This window comes from Leifsonia sp. 115AMFTsu3.1, from assembly GCF_004362795.1.
GTDB lineage: Bacteria > Actinomycetota > Actinomycetes > Actinomycetales > Microbacteriaceae > Leifsonia.
In genome coordinates, this window is record NZ_SNYB01000001.1 from 466,399 (window position 1) to 488,560 (window position 22,162).

Sequence of the window (22,162 nt, forward strand, 5' to 3'; positions counted from 1 at the left end):
CGCATGGACAGGTCCCTCTACATCGGCGGCCGCTGGGTCGCGAGTTCGTCGGGCGAGACCATCGACGTCGTCGACCCGGCCACCCGACTCCCGGTCGGCCGCTCCTCGGTGGCCGGCGCGGCCGACGTCGACCTCGCGGTCGATGCAGCGCTGGCCGGGTTCTCGACCTGGTCGCGGATGTCCGCGTCGGAGCGCGCCGCCATCCTCCACCGGGCGGCGGCCCTCGTGAACGAGCGCGTGGACGACATCGCCGCGGTGCTCACGCTCGAACAGGGCAAGCCGCTGGCCGACAGCCGCAAGGAGATCCTGTTCGGGGCGGTCGTGCTCGACTACTACGCGGAGGAGGGCAGGCGGCTCGGGGGTAGCGTCCGTCCGAGCGACAGAGCCGACATCCGGTCCATCGTCAGCTGGGCGCCCGTCGGCATCGTCGGGGCGATCGTCCCCTGGAACTACCCGATCGATCTCTACTGCTGGAAGATCGGCCCCGCTCTCGCGGCCGGCAACGCGGTGATCGTCAAGCCGCCGGTGGAGACTCCGCTGGCCGTCGGGCTGCTCGTGCAGGCGCTCCACGACGCCGGCCTCCCCGCCGGTGTGCTGGCCGATCTCCCCGGCGGGATCGAGGCGGGACAGCGGCTGGCGGCGCACCCGCGGATCGACATGATCACAGCCACGGCCTCGACGCGGACCGGGCAGGCGTTGATGCGGACCGCCGCCGACACGATGAAGCGCCTCTCGCTGGAACTCGGGGGTCACAGCCCGTTCATCGTCCTCGACGACGCCGACGTCGCGGAGGCCGCCGCGGCCGCTGCGCGCCGGTCGTTCTCGAACACCGGGCAGATCTGCATCGCCGTGAACCGCGTGCTCGTCGCGGACTCGCTGGCCGACGACTTCGTCGCCGCGCTCGCCGAGGAGGCGTCGCGGATCCGTCTGGGCCACGGGACGGACGGAGACGTGACGTGCGGACCCGCCACCACCTCCGGCGTCATCGACACCGCCCGGGCGCACATCGACGATGCTCTCTCCCGGGGTGCGACCCTGGCGGCCGGAGGTTCGAGGGCGACGGTGAAGGACCTTCCGGACGGTCTGTTCTTCCAGCCGACCGTGCTCGACAACGTCCCCACCACGGCGCTCTCGATGAACGAGGAGACCTTCGGGCCTGTGGTCGCCGTCCATCGTTTCGCGCCGGACGAGAGCGTCACCGCCCTGGCTAATGCGACGCCGTTCGGTCTCGCCGCCTATGTCTACGGCCGCGACCTCGACCGCGCGTGGGCGGTCGCGGAGGGTCTCCACGCCGGAGGGGTCGGTGTCAACGTGAACGACGTCACCGAGCTCCAGGCGCCGTTCGGAGGCTGGAAGATGTCCGGTTTCGGCAGGGAGCTCGGCCCGGAGGGGCTCACCGGATTCTCGCAGCAGCGCCACATCCGCATCCGCCGCCATCGGCTGCCGGAGGGCTGAATGCTCTCCGGAGTCCGCGTCGTCGACTTCTCCCGTGTCCTCGCCGGCCCCTACGCGACGATGATGATGGCCGACCACGGCGCCGACGTCGTCAAGGTGGAGAGTCCCGCCGGCGATGACACCCGCCACTGGGCGCCGCCGGTGGATGCCGACGGCAACTCCACGTACTTCGCGTCGGTCAACCGCAACAAGCGCTCCGTGGTGTGCGACCTTCGCACGTCGGAGGGCGTCGCTCGCGCCAGGACGCTCGCCGAGAGCGCCGACGTGCTGGTCGAGAACTTCCGCCCCGGCGTGATGGCCGGCTTCGGTCTCGACGAACCGACGCTGCGGCGAGCCAACCCTGGGCTGGTCTACTGCACCATCACGGGCTTCGGCTCGTCCACGGCCCTCCCGGGATACGACCTCCTCGTCCAAGCACTGGGCGGCCTGATGAGCATCACGGGTGAGCCGGATCGTGCCCCGACCAAGGTCGGGGTCGCCCTCGTCGACGTCATCACCGGATCGCACGCCCTGTCCGGTGTGCTGATGGCGTTGCGGGCGCGGGAACGGACCGGGCGCGGCGGGTTGGTCGAGGTCGACCTGCTCTCGTCCCTGCTGTCGGCGTTGACGAATCAGGCGTCCAGCGCGATCACGACCGGGCAGTCTCCGCCGCGGTTGGGCAACGGGCACCCCAGCATCGCTCCCTACGACGTCTACCTGGCGGCCGACCGCCGGCTGGTGATCGCCGTCGGGAACGACCGCCAGTTCCGTCGGATGTGTGAAACGCTCGACATCGACCTGGCCGACGACCCGAGGTTCGCGACCAACGCGGACCGCGTACGCAACCGCGAGGAGCTTCGCGCGCTGATCGAGGATGCGCTCCGCTCGGCGGAGGCGTCTTCCTGGGTCGAGGCGCTCGGAGCGGCAGGAGTCCCCGCTGGTCTCGTGAACACCGTCCCCGAGGCGTTCGCGTTCGCCGAATCCCTCGGGCTGGAACCGATCGCCCGGTTCGTCGACCCGGCAACCGGCCGCTCCAGCGCACAGCCCGCGAACCCCATCCGCTTGTCCGACCACCCCGCACGGTACGTCCGCGCCGCCCCGGCGCTGGGCGAGCACGACGGCGCACTCTGGGCGGACTAGCGCCTCAGCCGACGAGAGAAAGAACCCACGAATGACCACCCAGCTGCAGCAAGTGTTCGACTACGACGATCTCCTCAGCCCGACGGAGCGGGAGTGGCAGGCCAAGGCCCGTGCCTTCGCCCGTGAACGGATCCTCCCGGTGATCGACGACGATGCCGAACACGCGCGCTTCCGCCGTGAACTGGTCGCGCCGCTCGGGGAGCAGGGGTTCCTCGGCATGCACCTTTCGGGCTATGGATGCGCCGGCGCGGGTGCCGTCGCATACGGGCTGGTGTGCCTCGAGCTCGAGGCCGCCGACAGTGCATGGCGCACTTTCGTCTCGGTGCAGGGGTCGCTGGCGATGTCGGCGATCCACAAGTACGGGTCGGAGGCGCAGAAGGAGGAGTGGCTCCCGCGGATGGCGCGCGGCGAAACGATCGGCTGCTTCGCCCTGACCGAGGCCCACGGGGGCAGCGACCCCGCTGCGATGTCGACGACCGCCCGGCGCGATGGCGATGGGTGGGTCCTGGAGGGCACGAAGCGGTGGATCGGGTTGGCCAGCGTCGCCGACGTCGCGGTCGTCTGGGCCGCCACGGGCGAGGGGATACGCGGTTTCCTCGTCCCCACCGACTCACCCGGCTTCACCGCGACACCGATCGACGGCAAGCTCGCCATGCGCGCATCCATCCAGTGCGACATCGTCCTGGACGGCGTCCGGCTGCCCGAGGACGCGATCCTTCCCGGCGCCGCGGGCCTGTCCGGCCCCTTCGGCTGCCTCAACGAAGCCCGATTCGGGATCGTGTGGGGCGTCATGGGGGCGGCTCGCGCCTGCCTGGAGGCGGCTCTCGAACGCAGCACGTCGCGCTCGGTGTTCGGCAAGCCGATCGGCCAGCACCAGCTCACGCAGGCGAAGCTCGCCGACATGCTGCTGGAGTACGAGAAGGGCATCCTCCTCGCCCATCGCCTGGGCCGGCTCAAAGAGAGCGGCGCGCTCACACCCGCGCAGATCAGCGTCGGAAAGCTGAACAACGTCCGGGAGGCGCTGGAGATCGCGCACACCGCGCGCGCCATCCTCGCGGGCGACGGCATCACGAGCGAGTGGCCGATCATGCGCCATGCCGCCAACCTGGAGGCCGTCCGCACCTACGAGGGCACCGACGACATCCACGCGCTCGTGATCGGTCGTGCGCTCACGGGACTGGCAGCGTTCGCATGAGCCGCCCGGTCCCGGTCGAGGAAGCAGCGGTCGCCGCAGCCGACGCGGCCGCGCTCGTCGCGGCGAGTCCGCGTCCGGACCGCGCCCGCTGGCTCGACGCGCTCGCGGCCGTGCTCGAGGCGCACAGGGACGAGCTGGTGCAACTCGCCGCAGAGGAGACGCACCTGTCGACGTCCCGCCTCGACGGGGAGGTCACCAGGACGGCCGCCCAACTGAGGTTCTTCGCGGGGGTGGTGCTCGAAGGGTCGTACCTCGAGGCCACGATCGACACCGCGGACGCCACTCTCACCCCGCCGAGGCCCGACCTGCGGCGGATCCTGCGCCCGCTCGGACCCGTCGGTGTCTTCGCTGCGTCGAACTTCCCGTTCGCGTTCTCAGTGCTCGGCAACGACACGGCGTCGGCCCTCGCGGCCGGCTGCCCCGTGGTCGTCAAAGCCCACCCAGGACACCCGCTGCTGTCGCGACGCGTCGCCGAGCTGGCCCGGGGCGCGCTCTCGGATGCCGGCGCGCCCCCCGGTATCTTCGACCTCGTCGAAGGGGTGGAGGACGGGGTCGATCTCGTCCGGCACCCGGCGATCCGGGCGGTCGGCTTCACCGGCTCGACCGCCGGCGGCCGAGCGCTCTTCGACATCGCCTGCGCCCGGCCGGCGCCGATCCCGTTCTACGGGGAGCTGGGCAGCATCAATCCGGTCGTCGTCACCGAGGCGGCCGCCAGACGCCGGGGGCCGAGCATCGCGGCCGGCTTCGTGGGCTCCTTCACCCGGGATGGCGGACAGTACTGCACCAAACCGGGACTCGTGTTCGTCCCCGACAGCGATGCCGGAGACGCCCTCGTCGCCGCCATAGAAGAGCAACTGCTGCTGGCACCGTCACAGATGCTTCTCACCGAACACATGACCGCCGCGTTCGACCACCACGTCGCCCGGGGAGAATTCGATGGGAGAAGCATCCTCCGAGGCTGCGCCGCGGTCGGAGAGACGGACCCGGTCGTCGTCACGGTCGACCTGGGCCAGTTCCTCGACCGCCATGACTACTTCGTGCACGAGTGCTTCGGCCCGTTCGCTGTCGTGGTGCGGTACCGCGAGGACCGGGACCTTTCCGTCGCTCTGGTGCAGGTGGAGGGTTCGCTCACAGCGACACTCCACATAGAGGACTCCGACGACATCGCCGCCCTGGTCGAGCAGCTTTCGGCCCGGTCCGGACGGGTGATCTTCAACAGCTGGCCGACCGGCGTCGCCATAGCGTGGGGGCAGCACCACGGCGGGCCGTGGCCGGCGACGACGTCGTCCATCCACACATCGGTCGGTGCAACGGCGATCCGCAGGTTCCTCACACCGATCGCGTACCAGGACTGCCCGCCCGCGTTGCTTCCCGAAGAACTCACCGATGAGAGCACGGTTCCTCGCCGAATCGACGGTGAAATGGTCTCCCCGAGCCGACTACGTGCGTGAGACGTCGGACAGGCTCTCGAGATAACGGTTCACTTCGTCGAGGGCTATCCGCACGGCTCCGCGGTAGAACACGGTACGCAGCCCGCCGGCCGCGATGAGTTCGTGCACCTGCAGCTCTCCGATGCCGATCCGCGAAGCCGCCATCTCGGGGAGAAGAAAAGTCGGGTCGTCCACGGGAAAACCGTAATCGCGTGCGTCGAGGCGGGAGGCCGCGAGTACGGGTACGCGAACCCCGAGGGCCGAGAGGGTGGACAGCCTTACTCTGAATCGAATACTCTAATCAGAGTAATGATCCGTTCCGAGGAGGCGTCATGGCGAAGCGTGCGGTATCCAACCCGCTGGCGTTGGCCGTCCTGGCCTGCCTCTGGGAGCGGCCGATGTACCCGTACGAGATGACGACGACCATGAAGGAGCGCGGAAAGGAAGACAGCATCCGCCTGAACTTCGGGTCGCTCTACGCCGTCATCAAGTCGCTCGAGAAGCACGGCTTCATCGACGTGGCGCAGACCGAGCGCGAGGGCAACCGGCCGGAACGCGTCGTCTACGCGATCACGCCGGCCGGGCGGCAGGAGGCCGAGGAATGGCTGCGGGAGCTCGTCGAGATCCCGGTCAAGGAGTACCCGGCCATCGAAACCGGCCTCTCGCTCCTTCCGATGCTGCCGCCGCAGGTCGCAGCGGATCTGCTCGAGCGCCGGCGCGACCGGATCGACGCCGACATCGCCGAACGCACCGTCCTCCTGGCGGAGGCGAGCGGCCTCCCGGAGCTCTTCATGGTCGAGTTCCACTACCGGATGGCTGTGCTCCAGGCGGAGCGCGCGTTCGTGGCCGACCTGGCCGCACGCATCCGCGACCGCTCGATCGGCGGCTACGACTGGTGGGAGCAGCTGCATGAGCTGCTCGCCCAAGGGATCGGCATGGAGGAGCTGCGCGAGCGCATCGCCGCGGGTGCCTTCGGAAAGGAGGCGGCCGAGCTGTTCCTGTCGTAAGGCCTCGTGCCACAGAACGATGGCCGGAGAGCGGCAACTCTCCGGCCATCCACACCTTCAGTCGTTCCGTGAGGAACCTGCGTCAACAGTCACCGAGGGCTGTCTTCAAGGATATCCCTGTCGGTGGCTGCCTACCTGAAAGAGAGAAGCCACCATGGCAACCGCAAACGGGCCGGCGCTCGCCGCCGACCGCCTCGTGAAGACCTATCCAGGAGGGCGGGGGAGGCCTCCGCTCCGCGCCCTCGACGACCTCGGCTTCGTGGCCGAGAAAGGCACCGTGTTCGGCCTGCTCGGACCCAACGGCGCCGGCAAGTCGACGACCATGAAGATCCTGTCGACGCTCACCCGCCCGGACTCGGGAACGGCCTACGTCGCGGGCATCGATGTCGCGCGTCATCCGGCGCGCGTCCGCCGTGCCCTCGGGTTCGTCGCCCAGAAGCCGGTGTCCGATCCGATGGACACCGGAGTGGAGAACCTCGTACTCGCCGGCCGGCTGCAGGGCATGTCCGGGCGCGAGGCGGCGGCTCGCGCCCGCGAACTCCTCGACCGGTTCGGCCTGACCGACCACGCCCGCCGCCAGGTGAAGACCTACTCCGGCGGCATGGCGCGAAAGCTGGATGTGGCGATCGGCCTCATGCACCGGCCGGAGGTGCTGTTCCTCGACGAGCCGACCACCGGCCTCGACCCGGAGGCGCGTGCCGAGCTCTGGCTGGAGCTCGAACGGATGACGACCGCCGAGAACCTGACCGTGCTGCTGACGACCCACTATCTCGACGAGGCGGACCGTCTGGCCGACCGGCTGGCGATCGTCGACCACGGACGGGTGGTCGCCGGCGGGACGCCCGAGGAGCTCAAGAACGATCTCCGCGGCGACGCCGTGATCGTCGAGCTGGCCGGCGACGCGGATCCGTTCGCGGGGCTCACCGCCCTGCAGCGGGTGGATGCGCTCCGCGAGGTGGGCGGAGACGGCCGCACCCTGCGCGCCCGCGCCGACAACGGCGCTGCGACGCTCCCGCTGGCACTCGCCGCGCTGGAGGCCGCGGGCGTCGCCGTCGCCTCCGCCACCGTCGCCCGGCCCAGCCTGGACGACGTCTACCTGCGGCACACCGGCCGCACCTTCACGCGGGCGCAGGAGTCCGCCGAGTTCGTCCTGGAGAACGCATCATGACCACGACCGCCCTTCCCGCGTCCCGTCCGCAGCGGCGGAACGGCCCCACCTTCCTGACGCACACGCTGCTGCTGACCGGACGGCAGCTGCGCGCCGCCTGGCGGATGCCGGCCTTCCTGGTGATGAACCTGGTGCAGCCGGTGATCTGGCTCCTGCTGTTCGGTCAGCTGTTCAAGTCGGTGATCGACATCCCCGGCTTCGGCGTCGGCCAGAGCTACCTGGAGTACCTCACGCCCGGCGTCGTGATGATGCTGGCGCTGTTCGGGTCCGCGTGGTCGGGGACCGTGTACATCCAGGACATGGATCGCGGCGTGATGGACCGCTTCCTCACCTCGCCGACGAACCGCGGCGCGATGATCGTGTCGACGCTCGTCTACCAGTCGCTGCTCGCGGTGGTGCAGTCGCTGGTGGTGGTCGGCATCGCGTTCTGGGCGGGGGCGCGGTACGAGGGAGGCGTCGTCGGCATCCTGCTTCTCCTCCTCGGAGTGGTGCTGCTGACCGCGGTGTTCTGCTCGCTGTCGAACGCGGTCGCGCTGCTGGCGCGCGAGCAGACGGCGCTGATCGGAATCTCGCAGCTCATCACGCTGCCGCTGATGTTCCTCAGCTCGGCGATCATGAACACGAAGCTCTCGCCGGAGTGGGTGCAGAACGTCTCCGCCTACAACCCGTTCGAGTGGGCGGTGATCGTCGGTCGCCAGGCGCTCAGCGCGCATCCCGACTGGGCGACACTGTGGGCGCACGCCGGTCTGCTGGCGGCGCTCGCGGTCGTCATGGCCGCCTGGGCGACCAGCGCCTTCCGCGTCTACCAGCGCTCCGCCTGACCCCGCGCCCCATCCGCCCACCGTCGAGTCCGCACAAATTGCACGTTTCTCCCCCGAGAAGCGGTAAGTCTTTGCGGACTCGGCGGTGGGCGCCGGGGCGGGGCGGGGCGGTCAGAAGAGGTCGGGGGAGGGAGCGCTCGCGTAGCGGATCGAGACGTCGGCGTGACGGTCGAAGCGGTAGCCGACACCGCGGACGGTGCGCACGATGTCCTCGTAGCGGCCCAGCTTCGCGCGCAGGCGGCGAACGTGCACGTCGATGGTGCGCTCGTTCGGGATCTCGTCCTCATCGGCGCCGCTCCACAGCGACGAGATGAGCTCGGAGCGCTCGATGGTGCGGCCCTCGCGGAGCACGAGGTACTGCAGCAGCTCGAACTCCTTGTAGGTCAGCGCGACGGTCTGGTTGTCGAGCACGAGACGCTTCCGTGAGATGTCGACGACGACGCCGGATGCGGCGCGGTCCTCATCCTCGTCGACGGTGACAGCGTGGCGGTGCTTCGCGATGGCGGCCGGGTCCTGCAGGGCGAGGCGCACCACATCCACGTCGCGTCCACCGGCGCCGGCCGGGGCGAGGGCGACCGCGGCGTAGGTCTCGGCGGTCGGGGCGATCTCGGCGGTGAGACGCTTCAGCGCCTCCACGATGCGACCGAGGTCGGTGCCTGCGGCGGCGGCCTTCGCCTCGTCGATGCCGACGTAGAGCACGAAGCCACGGGCCTCGGTTCCCTCGGGCACGGCGCGGATGCGAGGAGCCGGGTCGGCGGCGGGCGCCGGAGCCGGACGGACCGGGCTGACGGGGGAGACGGCGGAGGTGCGGGGGAAAGCGGTGTCGATGGTGGCCAGAGACATGGGAATCGAGTCCTTAGTGATGATGTTCCGGATCCCGATGCGATGAAGCTCCGCGGGTACGGCGGAGTGCAGGGATTCCGGGGAATGTCGTGTTGTGTGCCCCTAGACGGTGGGGCGGATGCGCGGGAGCGTGAGTGTGGCGCTCCCGGGGAGCGTGCGCCCGGTCACGACGAGATGACGTCGGAGGGCTGCTGCTCGGCGAAGGGTCGTCAGATCAGCGACACATTCGGCAACACATGACGGAGTCGCGGCCGGCCATCATCATGCCGGCATCCCCAAGGGCCTCGAAGGAGGTCAGGGTACGCGAGTTGTCAGTCATGGAGGTTAGTAAAACCGACGATGACTCGACGTGTCAAATCATTACGCAATGTTTCGTGCGGCTACACCGTGCCGTAAAGGCGGTCGCCGGCGTCTCCGAGGCCCGGAACGATGTAGCCGTTCTCGTTCAGGCGCTCGTCGAGCGCGCCCAGGACGATGGTCACATTGCGGCCTTCTGTCGCCTTCTCGAGCGCCTCGAGACCCTCCGGGGCCGCGAGCAGGCAGATGGCCGTCACATCGACGGCGTTACGTGCGAACAGGAACTCGATCGCTGCGCCGAGCGATCCGCCGGTGGCGAGCATCGGGTCCAGCACGAAGCACTGCCGGTCGGACAGGTCCATCGGGAGTCGCTCGGCGTACGTGGTCGGCTCGAGCGTCTCCTCGTTGCGGACCATGCCGAGGAAGCCGACCTCGGCGGTCGGCATGAGTCGCACCATCCCCTCGAGCATCCCGAGGCCCGCACGCAGGATCGGGACGACGAGCGGGCGCGGCTCGCTCAGGGCGACGCCGGTCGTGGTGGTGACCGGGGTCTGAATCTCGACGGGCTGCACACGGACACCGCGCGTCGCCTCGTACGCGAGCAGCGTCACGAGCTCCTCGGTGAGCTGGCGGAACACCGGCGACGGCGTCCGCTTGTCACGGAGCACCGTCAGCTTGTGGGTGATGAGTGGGTGGTCCGCAACGTGCACTCGCATAGGCTCAAGGCTAGCCGAACCCCGACCAGCCGAACCCCCGAACGCCGAGAGGACCGCCGTGAGCCTGCCCGTGCCCAGCGACTACGAGCAGTGGATGCGGCGCGCGCTAGACGACGCCCGGCTCGCCTTCGATACGGGCGACGTACCGGTGGCCGCCCTCGTGCTCGACGAGCACGGCGAGGTCATCGGACGGGGCCGCAACGAACGCGAGCTCCGGCACGACCCGACGGCGCACGCCGAGGTGCTGGCCCTGCGGGAGGCGGCGGCGACCCGCGACGACTGGCACCTCGAGGGATGCACGCTCGTGGTCACGCTGGAGCCGTGCGTGATGTGCGCGGGCGCCGTGCTGGCGGCACGCGTGCCCACCGTCGTGTTCGGCGCCTGGGACGAGAAGGCGGGCGCCGCGGGGTCGGTGTACGACGTCCTGCGCGATCGCCGGCTCAACCACCGCGTCGAGGTGTTCGCGGGCGTGCTCGCGGAGGACTGCGGCGAAGTGCTTCTGGACTTCTTCCGCGCCAAGCGCTGAACGCTGGGCTCTCACAACGCGACCCGTCAAGCGGGCAGGCGCTCCAGCCACTCGGAGAACGCCGCGCGCGACGCCTCCTGCATCCGCGCCGAGTACACCTCGCGGTCGCGTCGGAGGGCGTCCGGGTCGATGGCCAGCTCATCCAGCTCGTTGTATCCATCGGCGACCCACGCCTCGTGCATCTCATCCGTGACCTCGGGATGGAATTGCACGGCGAGGGCGAAGCCGCCGATCGCGAACGCCTCGTTCGAGTAGTCGCTGGAGGAGGCCAGCAGCGTCGCCTGCTCCGGCAGTTCGAACGTGTCGCCGTGCCACTCCACGACCGGAACGCCATCGAAGTGGCGGATCGGCGAGTCCGCGCCGGCTGTCGTCGGCTCGACCCGGCGGTAACCGATCTGGGTGGTTTCACCCTTGTAGACGCGCTCGCCGAGCGCGCCGGCCATCAGCTGAGCGCCAAGGCACACACCGAGCACGGGACGCTCCGCGGCGATGCGCTCCCGCAGCAGCTCCTTCTCCTGTTCGAGGAAGGGGAACTCGTCGGTCTGGTAGGCGCCCATCTCCCCGCCGAGGACGACGACGAGGTCCGCCTCCGCCGGGTCGATCGCCGAAACGTCCTCCGTGGTCACATCCACGATCCGCAGGTCGTAGCCGTGCTCGGTCAGGACCGGACCGATGTTGCCGAGGTGGATGCTGGGGTCGTGCTGCAGGATGACGGCGGTGCGGGTCACTCGAGTCCTTTGATGACGATGGTGTCGGTTGCGGGAGCGGCCTCGTTGGGGTCGACCCATACGTCCGGCTCGATGTAGATGACGCGCGCCGCGGGGACGGCTTCACGGATGCGGTGCTCGACGACATCGATCGCCGCGGCGACGTCCGCGAGACGGTGCTCGCCCGAGAACGCGAGCTTCGCGGCCACCATCAGCTCGTCCGGGCCGAGGTACAGGGTCTTCATGTGGATGATGCGCTCCACCTCGGGGCCGGACGTCACCGCGCTCTCGATCGCGGCGAGATCGGCGTCCGACGCGCCCTCGCCGACGAGCAGGCTCTTCGTCTCGATACCCAGCACGACGGCGACCGCGACCAGCAGCGCGCCGATGAAGAGGGTGCCGATGCCGTCCCAGACGCTGTTGCCGGTGATGATCGTCAGGCCGACGCCGATCAGGGCGAAGACGAGGCCGGTCAGCGCCGCCACATCCTCGAGCAGGACCACGGGGAGTTCGGGAGCCTTCGCGCGGCGCACGAACTGCGGCCACGACATCCCCTTCTTGTGCGGGCGGGACTCGTGGACCGCCGTGCGCAGCGAGAAGGACTCCAGACCGATGGCGATGAGCAGCACCAGGATCGGCAGCCAGGCGTTCTCGAGCGGGTGCGGGTGGGTGAGCTTCTCGATCCCCTCGTAGATGGAGAACACGCCGCCGACAGAGAACAGGATGATGGAGACGACGAAGGCGTAGACGTAGCGCTCGCGCCCGTAGCCGAAGGGATGCTCGCGGTCGGCCTTGCGGCGCGACTGCCGACCGCCGAGGAGCAGGAGCAGCTGGTTGCCCGAGTCGGCGACCGAGTGCACGCCCTCCGCGAGCATCGACGACGAGCCCGAGAACGCCCACGCGATGAACTTGGTCAGGGCGATCCCCAGGTTGGCCGCGAAAGCAGCGATGATCGCTCTGTTACCGCCGGATGCGCTCATGCCCTTCATCCTAGGATGGCCGCATGGACGACGCGCAGAACGTGACCCTTCCGACCATCGCGATGCTCGGTGCGGGCTCCATGGGCCGTGCGATCCTGAGCGGTCTGCTCGCGCCGGGCGTGCAGGTCGCCGGGATTCGGGTCACGAACCGGTCGGAGGCGCGAGCGGCGGAGCTCGCCGGGACGCCGGGCGTGACCGCCTACGCCACGGAGACGAAGGCGGACGCCAACCGGCTCGCGGTCGATGGAGCGCAGGTGGTGATCGTCGCGGTGAAGCCGGCGATGGTCCGCGACCTGCTGGCCGAGATCACCGACTCGTTGGCGCCGGGGACCGTCGTCGTCAGCGTGGCGGCCGGGGTCACCACCGAGACGATGGAGTTGCTCCTGCCGGACTCGGTCTCCGTCGTCCGCTCGATGCCGAACACTCCGGCCGTCGTCGGCAAGGCGGTGACCGGCATCAGCGCGGGTTCGCGCACCGACCCGGAGGACCTGCAGGTCGTGCGCGCCCTGTTCGAGACCGTCGGCGAGGTGGTCGAGGTGCCGGAGTCGCAGCTGGATGCGCTGAGCACGATCTCGGGATCCGGCCCGGCGTACGTGTTCCTTCTCATCGAGGCGCTGACCGAGGCGGCCGTGCAGAAGGGCTTCACGCCGGAGCAGGCGGCGACCCTCGTCAACGGGACGTTCCTCGGGGCGTCCGAGCTGCTCGTCTCGTCCGGCGAGGACCCGGCCGAACTGCGCCGCCGCGTCACCAGCCCGAACGGCACCACCGAGCGGGCGATCGCCGTCCTCTCCGAGGCAGACCTCCCCGCTCTCTTCGCCCGCGCGACCGACGCCGCCCTCGCCCGCGCGCGCGAGCTCGCCGCCGGCTGACCGCCCCCGAGCCCTTCCCCACCCCCTCAAGCCCCACCGTCGAGTCCGCAAAGACTTACCGCTGCGGGGGTGGATTCCGTGCAGTTATCGCGTACTCGACCGGTGGAGGGCGCGACGGACCCGCAGCGCGACGTCGTCGAAAGGGTCCGCGGCGGTCACGAAGATGACGTCCCATCCCGAGTCGACGAGGCGCTCCCGGCGACGGATGTCGTTTCTATACGTCGACGTGTCCGTCCGGTGGTGATCACCGAGGTACTCGATGGCGACGCGGGCTGCGGGATACGCGAGGTCGATCATGGCTTCCACCCGATCGCCGTCCGATGAACGGACCACGTGATTGAGCTCCGGCGCGGGAAGGCCCGAGTCCTCGAGCGCCACGCGCAGGCGGGACTCCCGGGGTGAGAGGGAGCCGTAGCGGATGCGCTCCAGCGCCTGCCGGAGAGTCGTCACGCCGCGCCGTCGGCCGTGCCGTCGAACCGCCGCCTCGAGGTCGGCGCGTGTCAGGAGCGGCGGCTGCTGTGAGTACGGCTCGTCACCCGTGACCAGGTAGTCGCCGATGGCGACCAGGTCGGGAACCTGCAACCGGGTGCTCAGCTGGGCCCACGTGTCCTGAGCGGCGATCACGCGGAGCCCGTCGACAACTGCCCACCGATGTTCGTCGGGGGTCAGCTGATGGGAGACGATCCCGCGGACACGAGGGGGCCGCGTCGGCTCGAACACCGAGATCTCGACTTCTTCGGGTTCGGCCCAGCCGGGCAGCGGCATCCCGTGGATGACGGCAGCCGAACGATGGCTGAACAGGGCCTCAGCGGGCAGTATGACTGCGGCAGCACGACAGAGCGCAATGTGTCCCGCTGGCTCGGTGGCGCAGCGCATCCCGAAGAAGGGGCGGTGCAGCTTCTGCCCGTAGACCGTGCGCCACGAGACCCCGTCCCGCAGCAGTTCTCTCGTCCGTACGCCGTGCTCATCCATCCCCCTACCCAAGCGCCTCGGTCCTGCCCGGACCGACCTATCCACAGCCCCGCCGTCGAGTCCACAAACTTTGCACGCCGAACCGCCCCGGAGCGTGCAAAGTTTGCGGACTCGACGGTGGGGGGAGAGGGGCGAGGGCGGGGAGGTCAGGCGTCGAGGGCGGCGAAGCGCTCGATGTCGGCGGAGGCGCCCGAGACGATGACGAGGTCGTGGTCGGAGACGACCGTGTCGGGCGTCGCGTACGTGAACGGTTTGCCGGGGCTCTTCACGCCGACGACCGTGATGTTGTACTTGGAGCGGACACCGGATGCGCCCAGACGCAGGCCGCGGATCGGCTTCGGCGGGTACATCTTGACCAGCGCGAAGTCGTCGTCGAACTCGATGAAGTCGAGCATCCGGCCGGACACCAGGTGCGCCGCCCGCTCGCCCGCCTCCGCCTCCGGGTAGATCACGTGGTTGGCGCCGATGCGCTCCAGGATCTTGCCGTGCGATTTCGAGATCGCCTTCGCCCAGATCTGGGGCACCTTTAGGTCGACGAGGTTCGCCGTGATCAGCACGCTCGCCTCGATCGACGATCCGACGGCGACGACCCCGATGGAGAAGTCCTCCGCGCCGATCTGCCGCAGCGTCTCGATCGAACGCGCGTCGGCCTGCACGGTGTGGGTCACACGGTCGGCCCACTTCTGCACGAGGTTCGCATCCGTGTCGATCGCGAGCACCTCGCGGCCGAGGCGGTCGAGCTGCCCGGCAGTCGCGGCGCCGAACCGGCCGAGCCCGATGACGAGGACGGGCGCGTTGTGTCTGATCCGGTCAACCAACGAGCGGCCTCTCCTCCGGGTTGTGGTACAGCTGGCGGCGTTGGCTCTGGGCCAGCGCCGCGGCGAGAGTCACTGTACCAACGCGTCCGCAGAACATCGTGGCGGCCATGACGTAGACGCCGGCGTCCGGCAGTTGTTCGGTCAGACCGGTGGACAGACCGCACGTCGCGAACGCCGAGATCACGTCGAACAGCACGTGGTCGAGCGGCGCCTTGGTGATCTGCAGGATGAGGATGCTCGACACCGCCACGATCGTCGCGCCCCAGAGCGCAACGGCCACCGACAGTCGCAGCACGTCGATGGGGATGCGGCGGCGGAACGCATCCATCGACTCCACCCCGCGCGCCTCGGCGAACGCGGCCAGGAAGAGGACGGCCAGCGTCGTGACCTTGATGCCACCGGCGGTGGATGCGGACCCTCCGCCGATGAACATGAGCATGTCGGTGACGAGCAGGCTCGACCCGTGCAGGTCGTCGATGGGGATGGTCGAGAACCCGCCCGACCGCGCCATGGTCGACAGGAAGAACGACTGGAACACCGTGTGTCCGGCGTCCAGGTCGCCGAACGTCTTCGGGTTGTCGTACTCGAGCACGATGTAGAGCACCGCCCCGGCGACGAGCAGGATGACCGACGTGAGCAGCGTCAGCTTCACGTGGATGGACCAGCGCCGCCGCTTCTGACGGAGATTGGATGCGATGGCCAGGATGACCGGGAACCCGATCGCGCCGAGGAACACGCCGATCATCAGTGCGCTCAGGAACCAGTAGTCGGTCGCGAACGCGTCGATGCCTTCGCGGTTGGGTGTGAACCCGGTGTTGGTGAACGCCATGGCCGAGTAGTAGATCGACTCCCACGCGGCCGTGCCCACATCGATGCCCGCGATGAGCATCCGCGGGAACAGCAGCAGGGCCACGGCGCCCTCGATGACGACCATGCTGATCGCGACGGTGGTGAGCAGCTTGCCGACCTCGCCCAGCCGGACCGCCTGACCTTCGGCGACCGGGCCGCCGTGCACGCGGAGCGGGTTGCTGTCGCTCGCCGCCATCAGCTTGGCGCGCAGCCCGAGCTTCCGCGAGATGACGAGCCCGAGGATGGATGCCATGGTCAGCACGCCGACGGCACCGACCTGCACGCCGATGTAGACGAGCAGATGCCCGAACACGGACCAGTGGGTCGCCATGTCGACGGTCGCGAGCCCGGTCACGCAAATGACCGAGACCGCGGTGAACAGGGAGTCCGCCAGCGGCGTCCACCGCCCGTTCGACGAGGAGATCGGCAGGGAGAACAGTAGCGTGAAGACGAGGATCAGAAGGGCGAACACGAGGATCGCGAACCGGGACGGGCTGCGGGCCGCGAACCCGTTGAGTGCGGCGCGGATGCGCCCGACGGCCGACGCGGGCCGTCCGGGGACCGCCCGGGTGGTGGCGCTCATGTCTCGTCCTTCCCGTCGTCTTCGGCTGTCGGGCGGGCTTCGGACATGGTACTGCGTCGGGGGAATGGCTAGCCTGGGGACATGGCCGACATCTTCGACGTGATCGCCGATCCGACGCGGCGCGACATTCTGCACGTGCTGCTCGATCGCAATACGGACGCGGCGCATTCCGTGGGCGAGATATCCGTTTCCGAGATCGTCGCGACGCTCGAGCTGAGCCAGCCGACGGTGTCCAAGCACCTGAAAGTTCTGCGCGAGGCAGGTCTCGTGTCCGTGCGGGAGGAGGGCCAGCACCGCTACTACAGCCTGGATGCCGGCCCGCTGGTGGCGGTCGAGGACTGGATCATTCCGTTCACGGCATCCGATGAGGACATGGAGCTGAGCGTCCGTCTGGCGGAGGAGACCCGCGAGTTCGCGAGCACGGTCGGCAAGGTGCTCGCCGACACGCGTCACCGGGTGTCGTCGGCGACCGAGCGCGTGACGCCGAAGAAGTGGCGCAAGGACTGACCCTCCGCGAGTACGATGACCGGAAAGAGGAGGACGGACGCATGGCACACGATCTGAGGGACGTGCGCTTCCTGACGGTCGCCGAGGTGGCCGACATGATGCGCGTCTCCCGTATGACCGTGTACCGGCTCGTCCATTCGGGCGAGTTGCCCGCCATCCGCTTCGGTCGATCGTTCCGTGTTCCGGAGTCCGCGGTCGACCAGCTGCTGCAAGCCGCGACGTTCCGAGAGGGCGGCGTCGCGGACTCTGCGTGACGTCAGGTAGACTGGCTGCTCGTGTCGCCGCGCGCCCCGCGGCATGCCCCCGATTCTTTGTGAGGTCCACGTGGGTTCCGTTATCAAGAAGCGTCGCAAGCGTATGGCGAAGAAGAAGCACCGCAAGCTTCTTCGCAAGACGCGCCACCAGCGTCGCAACAAGAAGTAGACCTCGAGTCTGCGGCTCCAAGCGTCGGTCCATCCGGTCCGGCGCTTTTTGCTGCGTCTAGAGTGGATTCGTGTCCAGCGTCTCCCTGACTCTCATCGGCAAGCCCGGATGCCACCTGTGCGATGACGCGCGGGATGTCATCCACTCGGTCATCGACCAGCTGCCGGACGGCTCGCCCACAGTGACCGTGGAGGAGCGCGACATCCTGCAGGACGCCGAACTCCACGAGAAGTACGTGGAGGAGATCCCCGTCGTGCTCGTCGATGGACGCGTCCACACCTACTGGCGGGTCGACCCGACGCGCCTGCGCACGGCACTCCTGGAGGCCGAATGACCATCCGCCACATCGTCTCGTGGAAGCTCGCGACCAGCGATGAGACGGAGCGCGCCGAGCAGGCCGCCGAGATCAAGCGCGGCCTGGAGTCGCTTCCCGCCGTCATCCCGCAGCTGCGTTCGCTCCAGGTCGGTGTCAACGCGGTGCCGGGCGACAACTTCGACGTCGTGCTGATCAGCGACTTCGACGACCTGGACGGCATCCAGGCGTACCTCGACCACCCGGCGCACCTCGAGGTGGCGGGATACATCCGCTCCGTTGTGGGATCTCGAGCCGCGGTCGACTTCGAGGTCTGACGCCGCAATGCGACGCCCGCGGGTCAGAAGACCGGCGTCTTGGTGATGTCGGCGTCGCGGCGGCGGTAGTCCTCGAGGAACTGCGTGAGGGTGCCGGCGTAGAGATCCTTGACGAGGTCTCCGGCCTTCTGACCGTCGCGGTCCTTCGCGGCGGCGAGGATGCCGGCCAGCGCACCCGGGAGGTCGTCGATCCCGAACGGCGTCTCCCAGACCGAGATGTAGCGGAGCAGCTGCGGGCTGAGGCCGTCGCTGACCGAGGCCAATACATCGTTTCCGCCCGCGCGCGTCAGCTCGAGGAAGAAGTCGTTGAAGGCGCGGCCGAGAGCGGGGAGGTCGCGGGCCTTCGCGGCCTTCTTGACCTCCTTCTGCGCCTTGTCGAGGCGAGTGACGACGGCGTTCTCGAGCTCGGGGACGTTCGCGCGGGCGGCGTGCTCGTGGAGGAGACCGGTCGTGTAGATGGCCTCGTCGATCGCCTTGAGGTCGATCGGTGCGACACGGGTGTACCGGTTGGGCGCCATCTCGACGAGGCCGATGTCGGCGAGCTTCATCAGCGCTTCGCGGATCGGGGTGCGCGAGACGCCGAGCCACGCGGTGAGCTTCTCGTCGAGGAGTGTCTCACCCGGCTCGAGGGTGCCGTCGAGGATGCCCTCGTACAGGCGGTTGTAGACCACATCGCGCAGCAGCCGGCGCTCGACCGGTGCGGTGTCGCTCACGGGCAGCGGCATCAGCGGGCCTCCTTCGATGACGTGCCGAACTCGTCGGCGATCGAGACGATCGACTTGTCGAACAGGTCGCCGGCGGCCCGTGCAGCCTTGTCGGCCTTGCCGGCGACGGCGGCGTCGATCAGTGCCTTGATCGAGGGGAGCGCCTTCTCGAGCGGCGCGGAGGAGGGCGCGGCCTTGAGCGCCCGCTGCACCTCGGGAAGGTGTCGCTTGAGCAGGCGCGCGACGGTCGCGTTGTCGAGGCGGCGGACGAAGACGCCGAGGAAGCCGTCGGCGGAGAGCCCGGTGCGGACGGCGTCGGACGCGTCGGCGGATGCGAAGGAGCGCAGCGTCTCGCGGTCGCCCTCGGTGAGGAGCGGCGTCGCGTCGCGCACGACACCGGCGACGAGCACACCGACGGTGGTGAGCAGCTCGCGGAGGCGGCGCGATTCGATCGGCGTGACGCGCGTGCGTCGCTGGGGCAGGATCTCGACGAGGCCCATGGCCGCCAGCTGGTTGAGCGCCTCACGGACGGGGGTGCGGGACACCCCGACCCAGCGTTCGATCTCGGCGTCGTAGAGCTGCTCGCCGGGGAGCAGGTCGCCGTCGACGATGGCGTCGAGCAGGCGCAGGAAGACTTCGTCTCGGATCAGCCGCCGGGGGCTGGCGGCTCCGGTCACGGGCACGGGCATAGTTGGATGTTACATCCAGGTGGATCGGTCTTCGGGCTGATGTACTGAGTGTCGAACGCGCGCATTGCCTGCTCTATTTGTCTGGGGAGCGCCCGGATGCGCCGCGCGCCGCATCCATCGACTCCCCATCCGCTCCCCAACGGGCGTACAGCATCGCGGGCGTAGGCTGGCCTGGTGAGATCAGCCCCGACCGCTCGGCGGGATACGGGCGTTACGGTGCTCGTGGCCGAGACCGCACCGCTCGACGACGTCCGCCAGCTCATCCCGTTCCTCGACTCCCGCGCACCCCTGCTCTGGTTGCGCAAAGGCGAAGGGATGGCGGCGATCGGGGAGGTGCTCCGGCTCGACTTCACCGGCCCGGACCGCATCCAAGAGGCGTCTGCCGCCTGGCGGGCCACCGCGGCCGCCGCGGAGGTCGACGACGCCGTCCGCACGCCGGGAACGGGACTCGTGGCGTTCGGCACGTTCGCGTTCGACGACGAGAGCACGGCGACGAGCACGCTGATCGTGCCCGAGGTGATCATCGGCCGCCGCGGCAGCCGCAGCTGGATCACCCGCATCCGTCGTGCCGACGCCCAGGCGACGGCCCCGCTGCCGCGCCCGACCCCGTTCGGTGACGAGTACCGGCTGGCGCTCCTCCCCGGCGAACTGGGGGGAGAAGGCTATCGTTCGGCTGTCGCGGCCGCGGTCGAGCACATCCGCGAGCAGGATCTGTCGAAGGTCGTGCTGGCGCGCGACCTCCGAGGGCACCTGCCGATCGAGTCGGACCTCCGCCGCGCGCTGGTGGAGCTCGCGCTCGGCTATCCGGACTGCTGGACCTTCGCGGTGGACGGCCTGGTCGGCTCGTCCCCGGAGACGCTGGTGCGCGTCCACCACGGAACGGTGACGGCACGCGTGCTGGCTGGGACGATCTCGCGCGGCTCGGACGCCTCCCTCGACGCTGCCGCTGCCGCCGAGCTGGTGGCCAGCGCGAAGGATCAGGGCGAGCACCGCTTCGCTGTGACGAGCGTGATGGATGCGCTCCGCCCGCACAGTGCAGACCTGGCAGCGAGCGACGAGCCCTTCACGCTCAAGCTCCCCAACCTGTGGCACCTCGCGACGGACATCGCCGGGATGCTGAGCGACGGATCCAGCTCCCTCGACCTCGCCGCCGCGCTGCACCCGACGGCCGCGGTCGCGGGAACGCCCCGACGCGAGGCGCTGGAGCTGATCCGCGAACTGGAGCCGTTCGACCGCGGACGCTACGCGGGCCCGGTCGGCTGGGTCGGCGGGGACGGCGACGGCGAGTGGGCGATCGCACTCCGGTGCGCACAGGTGACTCCGGACGGCGACCTGACCGCATATGCGGGGGCGGGCATCGTCGCGGACTCCGACCCCGAGCGGGAGCTCGCCGAGACGACGATGAAGTTCCGGCCGATCGTGGAGGCGTTCGGCTGAGCGGGGTCCGCTGACCGGCCGACCCGCGATCAGGAGTCGGCCAGGCGGCGCTTCTGCTCCTCGACGTCGTAGTCGGGCATCGGCCACTCCAGGTCCAGCCCCTCGAGCGCGCGGATCAGCAGCTGCTGCACGGCGACCCGCGCGTACCACTTGTGGTCGGCGGGGACGACGAACCACGGCGCCTCCGCCGTGCTCGTGCGCTCCAGAGCGATCTGGTACGCCTCCTGGTAGTCGTCCCAGCGGAGCCGCTCGTCGACGTCGGCGGGGTTGAACTTCCAGAGCTTGGCGCGGTTCTCGAGCCGGGCGGCCAGGCGCTTCTTCTGCTCGGCCTTCCCGAGGTGCAGCATCACCTTCACGATGGTGGTGCCGGACTCCGCCAGCTCGTGCTCGAATCCGGTGATCGCGCCGTAGCGGCGCTCCAGCTCCTCCGGCGGCGCGAGCTGGCGCACACGGCCGATCAGCACGTCCTCGTAGTGGGAGCGATCGAAGACGCCGACCTGGCCGGCGGCCGGCACCTCGCGCCAGACGCGCCAGAGGAAGTCGTGCGAGAGCTCCTCCGGGGTCGGCTTGCCGAAGCCCGCGTAGTGGACGCCGCCGGGGTTCATCGCGCCGATGACGTGCGAGACGATGCCGCCCTTGCCGGCGGTGTCCATCGCCTGGAGCACGAGGAGGACGGATCGCGGGGCGCCCTCCCTTCCGCACGCGAACAGCTTCTCCTGGAGCTCGGCGAGGACGTCCTTCCCCGCTGAGAGGGCATCCTTCCCCTCCTCCTTGCCGCCCTCGAAGCCGGGGGCGCCGTCGGTGGGCTGGTCGGCGAGGCGGAAGCCGGGTCGCACCCGGAGCAGCTCGGAGGGATCCGTCGTCCAAAACGTGTCGTGGGACACCGTCGCTCCTCACCCGTGGGGCGGCCGTCCGCTCCGCGATCTCTGGGATCGCCATGGTAGTCCCGCCCGTTCAGATGTGGTCTAGCCGTGGGTCGGCACGCAGCATTACGGTGTGCGCGATGAGAGGGGACTGAGATGGGCACCTTCTGGAATGCGTTCTTGTACGTCTTCTGGATCTTCGCGTTCGTGGCTTTCGTGATGATCCTGTTCACCGTGCTGGTCGACCTGTTCCGCGACAGCGGGCTCAATGGATGGTGGAAGGCCCTGTGGGTGATCTTCTTCATCTTCGTCCCGCTGATCTCGGTGCTCGTGTATCTGATCGCCCGCGGACGGGGGATGGCGGAGCGGAGCATGGCCCGCCGTGCCCAGGTACCGGAGGACGACGATTGGGGGTCGAAGCCGACGGCGTCGGCGACACCGGCGGCCGACATCCAGCAGGCGCAGGCGCTTCTCGACCAGGGCGTCATCTCGCGCGGCGAGTTCGACGCTCTGCGGGCGAAGGCGCTGGGGCAGCGGTTCTGATGGTCGGATCC

Annotated in this window: 27 protein-coding genes; 16 read left to right on the forward strand and 11 right to left on the reverse strand. The window is 69.3% G+C overall.

Going from position 1 to position 22,162, the window contains the following annotated elements:
• Positions 1-3: 3 nt before the first annotated feature.
• Genes AXZ95_RS02390 through AXZ95_RS02405 form a run of 4 tightly spaced genes read left to right on the forward strand, consistent with a single transcriptional unit; the run spans position 4 to position 5,220 of the window.
• Positions 4-1,455, forward strand: a complete 1,452-nt coding sequence (locus AXZ95_RS02390) for an aldehyde dehydrogenase family protein (protein ID WP_018189397.1) — start codon at positions 4-6, stop codon at positions 1,453-1,455.
• The gene (locus AXZ95_RS02395) at positions 1,456-2,574 is read left to right on the forward strand and encodes a CoA transferase (protein WP_018189398.1); all 1,119 of its coding nucleotides are present in this window, start codon (positions 1,456-1,458) and stop codon (positions 2,572-2,574) included.
• Positions 2,575-2,605: 31 nt separating this feature from the next.
• Positions 2,606-3,769, forward strand: a complete 1,164-nt coding sequence (locus AXZ95_RS02400; protein ID WP_018189399.1) for an acyl-CoA dehydrogenase family protein — start codon at positions 2,606-2,608, stop codon at positions 3,767-3,769.
• Positions 3,766-5,220 (forward strand): aldehyde dehydrogenase (NADP(+)), encoded by a 1,455-nt coding sequence (locus tag AXZ95_RS02405; RefSeq protein WP_018189400.1) that lies wholly within the window; start codon positions 3,766-3,768, stop codon positions 5,218-5,220. The genes AXZ95_RS02400 and AXZ95_RS02405 overlap by 4 nt, the downstream gene beginning before the upstream one ends.
• Here the strand turns inward: AXZ95_RS02405 and AXZ95_RS02410 are convergent.
• Positions 5,209-5,394 carry a hypothetical protein gene (locus tag AXZ95_RS02410; RefSeq protein WP_133638751.1) on the reverse strand — a complete coding sequence of 62 codons (186 nt, stop codon included), beginning with the start codon at positions 5,392-5,394 and terminating at the stop codon, positions 5,209-5,211. The two genes, AXZ95_RS02405 and AXZ95_RS02410, sit on opposite strands and share 12 nt — an antisense overlap.
• 137 nt (positions 5,395-5,531) lie before the next feature.
• Here AXZ95_RS02410 and AXZ95_RS02415 point away from each other — a divergent pair, with 137 nt between their 5' ends.
• The 3 genes from AXZ95_RS02415 to AXZ95_RS02425 all read left to right on the forward strand — a co-directional run bounded on the left by AXZ95_RS02415 (position 5,532) and on the right by AXZ95_RS02425 (position 8,195).
• Positions 5,532-6,206 carry a PadR family transcriptional regulator gene (locus AXZ95_RS02415; RefSeq protein ID WP_018189402.1) on the forward strand — a complete coding sequence of 225 codons (675 nt, stop codon included), beginning with the start codon at positions 5,532-5,534 and terminating at the stop codon, positions 6,204-6,206.
• 154 nt (positions 6,207-6,360) lie between these two features.
• Positions 6,361-7,374, forward strand: coding sequence for an ATP-binding cassette domain-containing protein (locus AXZ95_RS02420; protein ID WP_018189403.1), 1,014 nt, complete (start codon positions 6,361-6,363; stop codon positions 7,372-7,374).
• The gene (locus AXZ95_RS02425) at positions 7,371-8,195 is read left to right on the forward strand and encodes an ABC transporter permease (RefSeq protein WP_018189404.1); all 825 of its coding nucleotides are present in this window, start codon (positions 7,371-7,373) and stop codon (positions 8,193-8,195) included. Before AXZ95_RS02420 ends, AXZ95_RS02425 begins: the two co-directional genes overlap by 4 nt.
• A gap of 111 nt (positions 8,196-8,306) precedes the next feature.
• On the opposite strand, the gene AXZ95_RS02430 is transcribed toward AXZ95_RS02425, so the two are convergent.
• Together AXZ95_RS02430 and upp are read right to left on the reverse strand one after the other, a co-directional pair.
• Positions 8,307-9,038, reverse strand: coding sequence for a winged helix-turn-helix domain-containing protein (locus AXZ95_RS02430; RefSeq protein WP_018189405.1), 732 nt, complete (start codon positions 9,036-9,038; stop codon positions 8,307-8,309).
• 380 nt (positions 9,039-9,418) lie between these two features.
• Positions 9,419-10,051 carry a uracil phosphoribosyltransferase gene (gene upp / locus AXZ95_RS02435; RefSeq protein ID WP_026307013.1) on the reverse strand — a complete coding sequence of 211 codons (633 nt, stop codon included), beginning with the start codon at positions 10,049-10,051 and terminating at the stop codon, positions 9,419-9,421.
• Between the two features lie 58 nt (positions 10,052-10,109).
• Between upp and tadA the strand changes: the two genes are divergently transcribed.
• Complete coding sequence (gene tadA / locus AXZ95_RS02440; RefSeq protein WP_018189407.1) at positions 10,110-10,577, forward strand: tRNA adenosine(34) deaminase TadA; 468 nt, start codon at positions 10,110-10,112, stop codon at positions 10,575-10,577.
• 26 nt (positions 10,578-10,603) lie between these two features.
• Here the strand turns inward: tadA and AXZ95_RS02445 are convergent, their stop codons facing one another.
• Both AXZ95_RS02445 and AXZ95_RS02450 read right to left on the reverse strand, forming a co-directional pair.
• On the reverse strand, positions 10,604-11,305 hold the full coding sequence (locus tag AXZ95_RS02445) for a glutamine amidotransferase (protein WP_018189408.1): 702 nt from the start codon (positions 11,303-11,305) through the stop codon (positions 10,604-10,606).
• Positions 11,302-12,264 (reverse strand): cation diffusion facilitator family transporter, encoded by a 963-nt coding sequence (locus AXZ95_RS02450; protein WP_018189409.1) that lies wholly within the window; start codon positions 12,262-12,264, stop codon positions 11,302-11,304. The genes AXZ95_RS02445 and AXZ95_RS02450 overlap by 4 nt, the downstream gene beginning before the upstream one ends.
• Positions 12,265-12,287: 23 nt before the next feature.
• Here AXZ95_RS02450 and proC point away from each other — a divergent pair, with 23 nt between their 5' ends.
• Positions 12,288-13,133, forward strand: coding sequence for a pyrroline-5-carboxylate reductase (gene proC / locus AXZ95_RS02455; protein ID WP_018189410.1), 846 nt, complete (start codon positions 12,288-12,290; stop codon positions 13,131-13,133).
• Between the two features lie 84 nt (positions 13,134-13,217).
• Here proC and AXZ95_RS02460 read toward each other — a convergent pair whose 3' ends face one another.
• From AXZ95_RS02460 to AXZ95_RS02470, 3 genes are all read right to left on the reverse strand, one after another.
• The gene (locus AXZ95_RS02460; protein WP_026307014.1) at positions 13,218-14,105 is read right to left on the reverse strand and encodes a hypothetical protein; all 888 of its coding nucleotides are present in this window, start codon (positions 14,103-14,105) and stop codon (positions 13,218-13,220) included.
• A 146-nt stretch (positions 14,106-14,251) separates the two neighbouring features.
• Positions 14,252-14,923 carry a TrkA family potassium uptake protein gene (locus AXZ95_RS02465; protein WP_018189412.1) on the reverse strand — a complete coding sequence of 224 codons (672 nt, stop codon included), beginning with the start codon at positions 14,921-14,923 and terminating at the stop codon, positions 14,252-14,254.
• Positions 14,916-16,355, reverse strand: a complete 1,440-nt coding sequence (locus AXZ95_RS02470; RefSeq protein ID WP_018189413.1) for a potassium transporter TrkG — start codon at positions 16,353-16,355, stop codon at positions 14,916-14,918. The genes AXZ95_RS02465 and AXZ95_RS02470 overlap by 8 nt, the downstream gene beginning before the upstream one ends.
• Before the next feature lie 81 nt (positions 16,356-16,436).
• Between AXZ95_RS02470 and AXZ95_RS02475 the strand changes: the two genes are divergently transcribed.
• The 5 genes from AXZ95_RS02475 to AXZ95_RS02495 all read left to right on the forward strand — a co-directional run bounded on the left by AXZ95_RS02475 (position 16,437) and on the right by AXZ95_RS02495 (position 17,915).
• Entirely contained in the window at positions 16,437-16,862 is a 426-nt protein-coding gene (locus tag AXZ95_RS02475) for a metalloregulator ArsR/SmtB family transcription factor (protein WP_018189414.1), read from the forward strand.
• A gap of 41 nt (positions 16,863-16,903) precedes the next feature.
• Positions 16,904-17,116: a helix-turn-helix domain-containing protein gene (locus tag AXZ95_RS02480; RefSeq protein WP_020075898.1), complete on the forward strand. Its 213-nt coding sequence runs from the start codon at positions 16,904-16,906 to the stop codon at positions 17,114-17,116.
• Between the two features lie 70 nt (positions 17,117-17,186).
• The gene (locus AXZ95_RS02485) at positions 17,187-17,285 is read left to right on the forward strand and encodes an AURKAIP1/COX24 domain-containing protein (protein ID WP_003792170.1); all 99 of its coding nucleotides are present in this window, start codon (positions 17,187-17,189) and stop codon (positions 17,283-17,285) included.
• A 70-nt stretch (positions 17,286-17,355) separates the two neighbouring features.
• The gene (locus AXZ95_RS02490) at positions 17,356-17,619 is read left to right on the forward strand and encodes a glutaredoxin family protein (RefSeq protein ID WP_018189416.1); all 264 of its coding nucleotides are present in this window, start codon (positions 17,356-17,358) and stop codon (positions 17,617-17,619) included.
• A complete protein-coding gene (locus AXZ95_RS02495) occupies positions 17,616-17,915 on the forward strand; it encodes a Dabb family protein (RefSeq protein ID WP_018189417.1) in 300 nt (99 codons plus the stop codon). Before AXZ95_RS02490 ends, AXZ95_RS02495 begins: the two co-directional genes overlap by 4 nt.
• Positions 17,916-17,938: 23 nt before the next feature.
• Here the strand turns inward: AXZ95_RS02495 and AXZ95_RS02500 are convergent, their stop codons facing one another.
• Both AXZ95_RS02500 and AXZ95_RS02505 read right to left on the reverse strand, forming a co-directional pair.
• Complete coding sequence (locus AXZ95_RS02500) at positions 17,939-18,640, reverse strand: GntR family transcriptional regulator (RefSeq protein WP_018189418.1); 702 nt, start codon at positions 18,638-18,640, stop codon at positions 17,939-17,941.
• On the reverse strand, positions 18,640-19,308 hold the full coding sequence (locus AXZ95_RS02505; protein WP_018189419.1) for a GntR family transcriptional regulator: 669 nt from the start codon (positions 19,306-19,308) through the stop codon (positions 18,640-18,642). The genes AXZ95_RS02500 and AXZ95_RS02505 overlap by 1 nt, the downstream gene beginning before the upstream one ends.
• Before the next feature lie 216 nt (positions 19,309-19,524).
• On the opposite strand from AXZ95_RS02505, the gene AXZ95_RS02510 reads away from it, so the two are divergent.
• On the forward strand, positions 19,525-20,745 hold the full coding sequence (locus AXZ95_RS02510) for an isochorismate synthase (RefSeq protein ID WP_018189420.1): 1,221 nt from the start codon (positions 19,525-19,527) through the stop codon (positions 20,743-20,745).
• Positions 20,746-20,774: 29 nt separating this feature from the next.
• Here AXZ95_RS02510 and AXZ95_RS02515 read toward each other — a convergent pair whose 3' ends face one another.
• Positions 20,775-21,629 carry a polyphosphate kinase 2 family protein gene (locus AXZ95_RS02515; protein WP_018189421.1) on the reverse strand — a complete coding sequence of 285 codons (855 nt, stop codon included), beginning with the start codon at positions 21,627-21,629 and terminating at the stop codon, positions 20,775-20,777.
• A gap of 135 nt (positions 21,630-21,764) precedes the next feature.
• Here AXZ95_RS02515 and AXZ95_RS02520 point away from each other — a divergent pair, with 135 nt between their 5' ends.
• Positions 21,765-22,151, forward strand: coding sequence for a hypothetical protein (locus tag AXZ95_RS02520; RefSeq protein ID WP_018189422.1), 387 nt, complete (start codon positions 21,765-21,767; stop codon positions 22,149-22,151).
• The last annotated feature ends 11 nt before the right edge of the window (positions 22,152-22,162 follow it).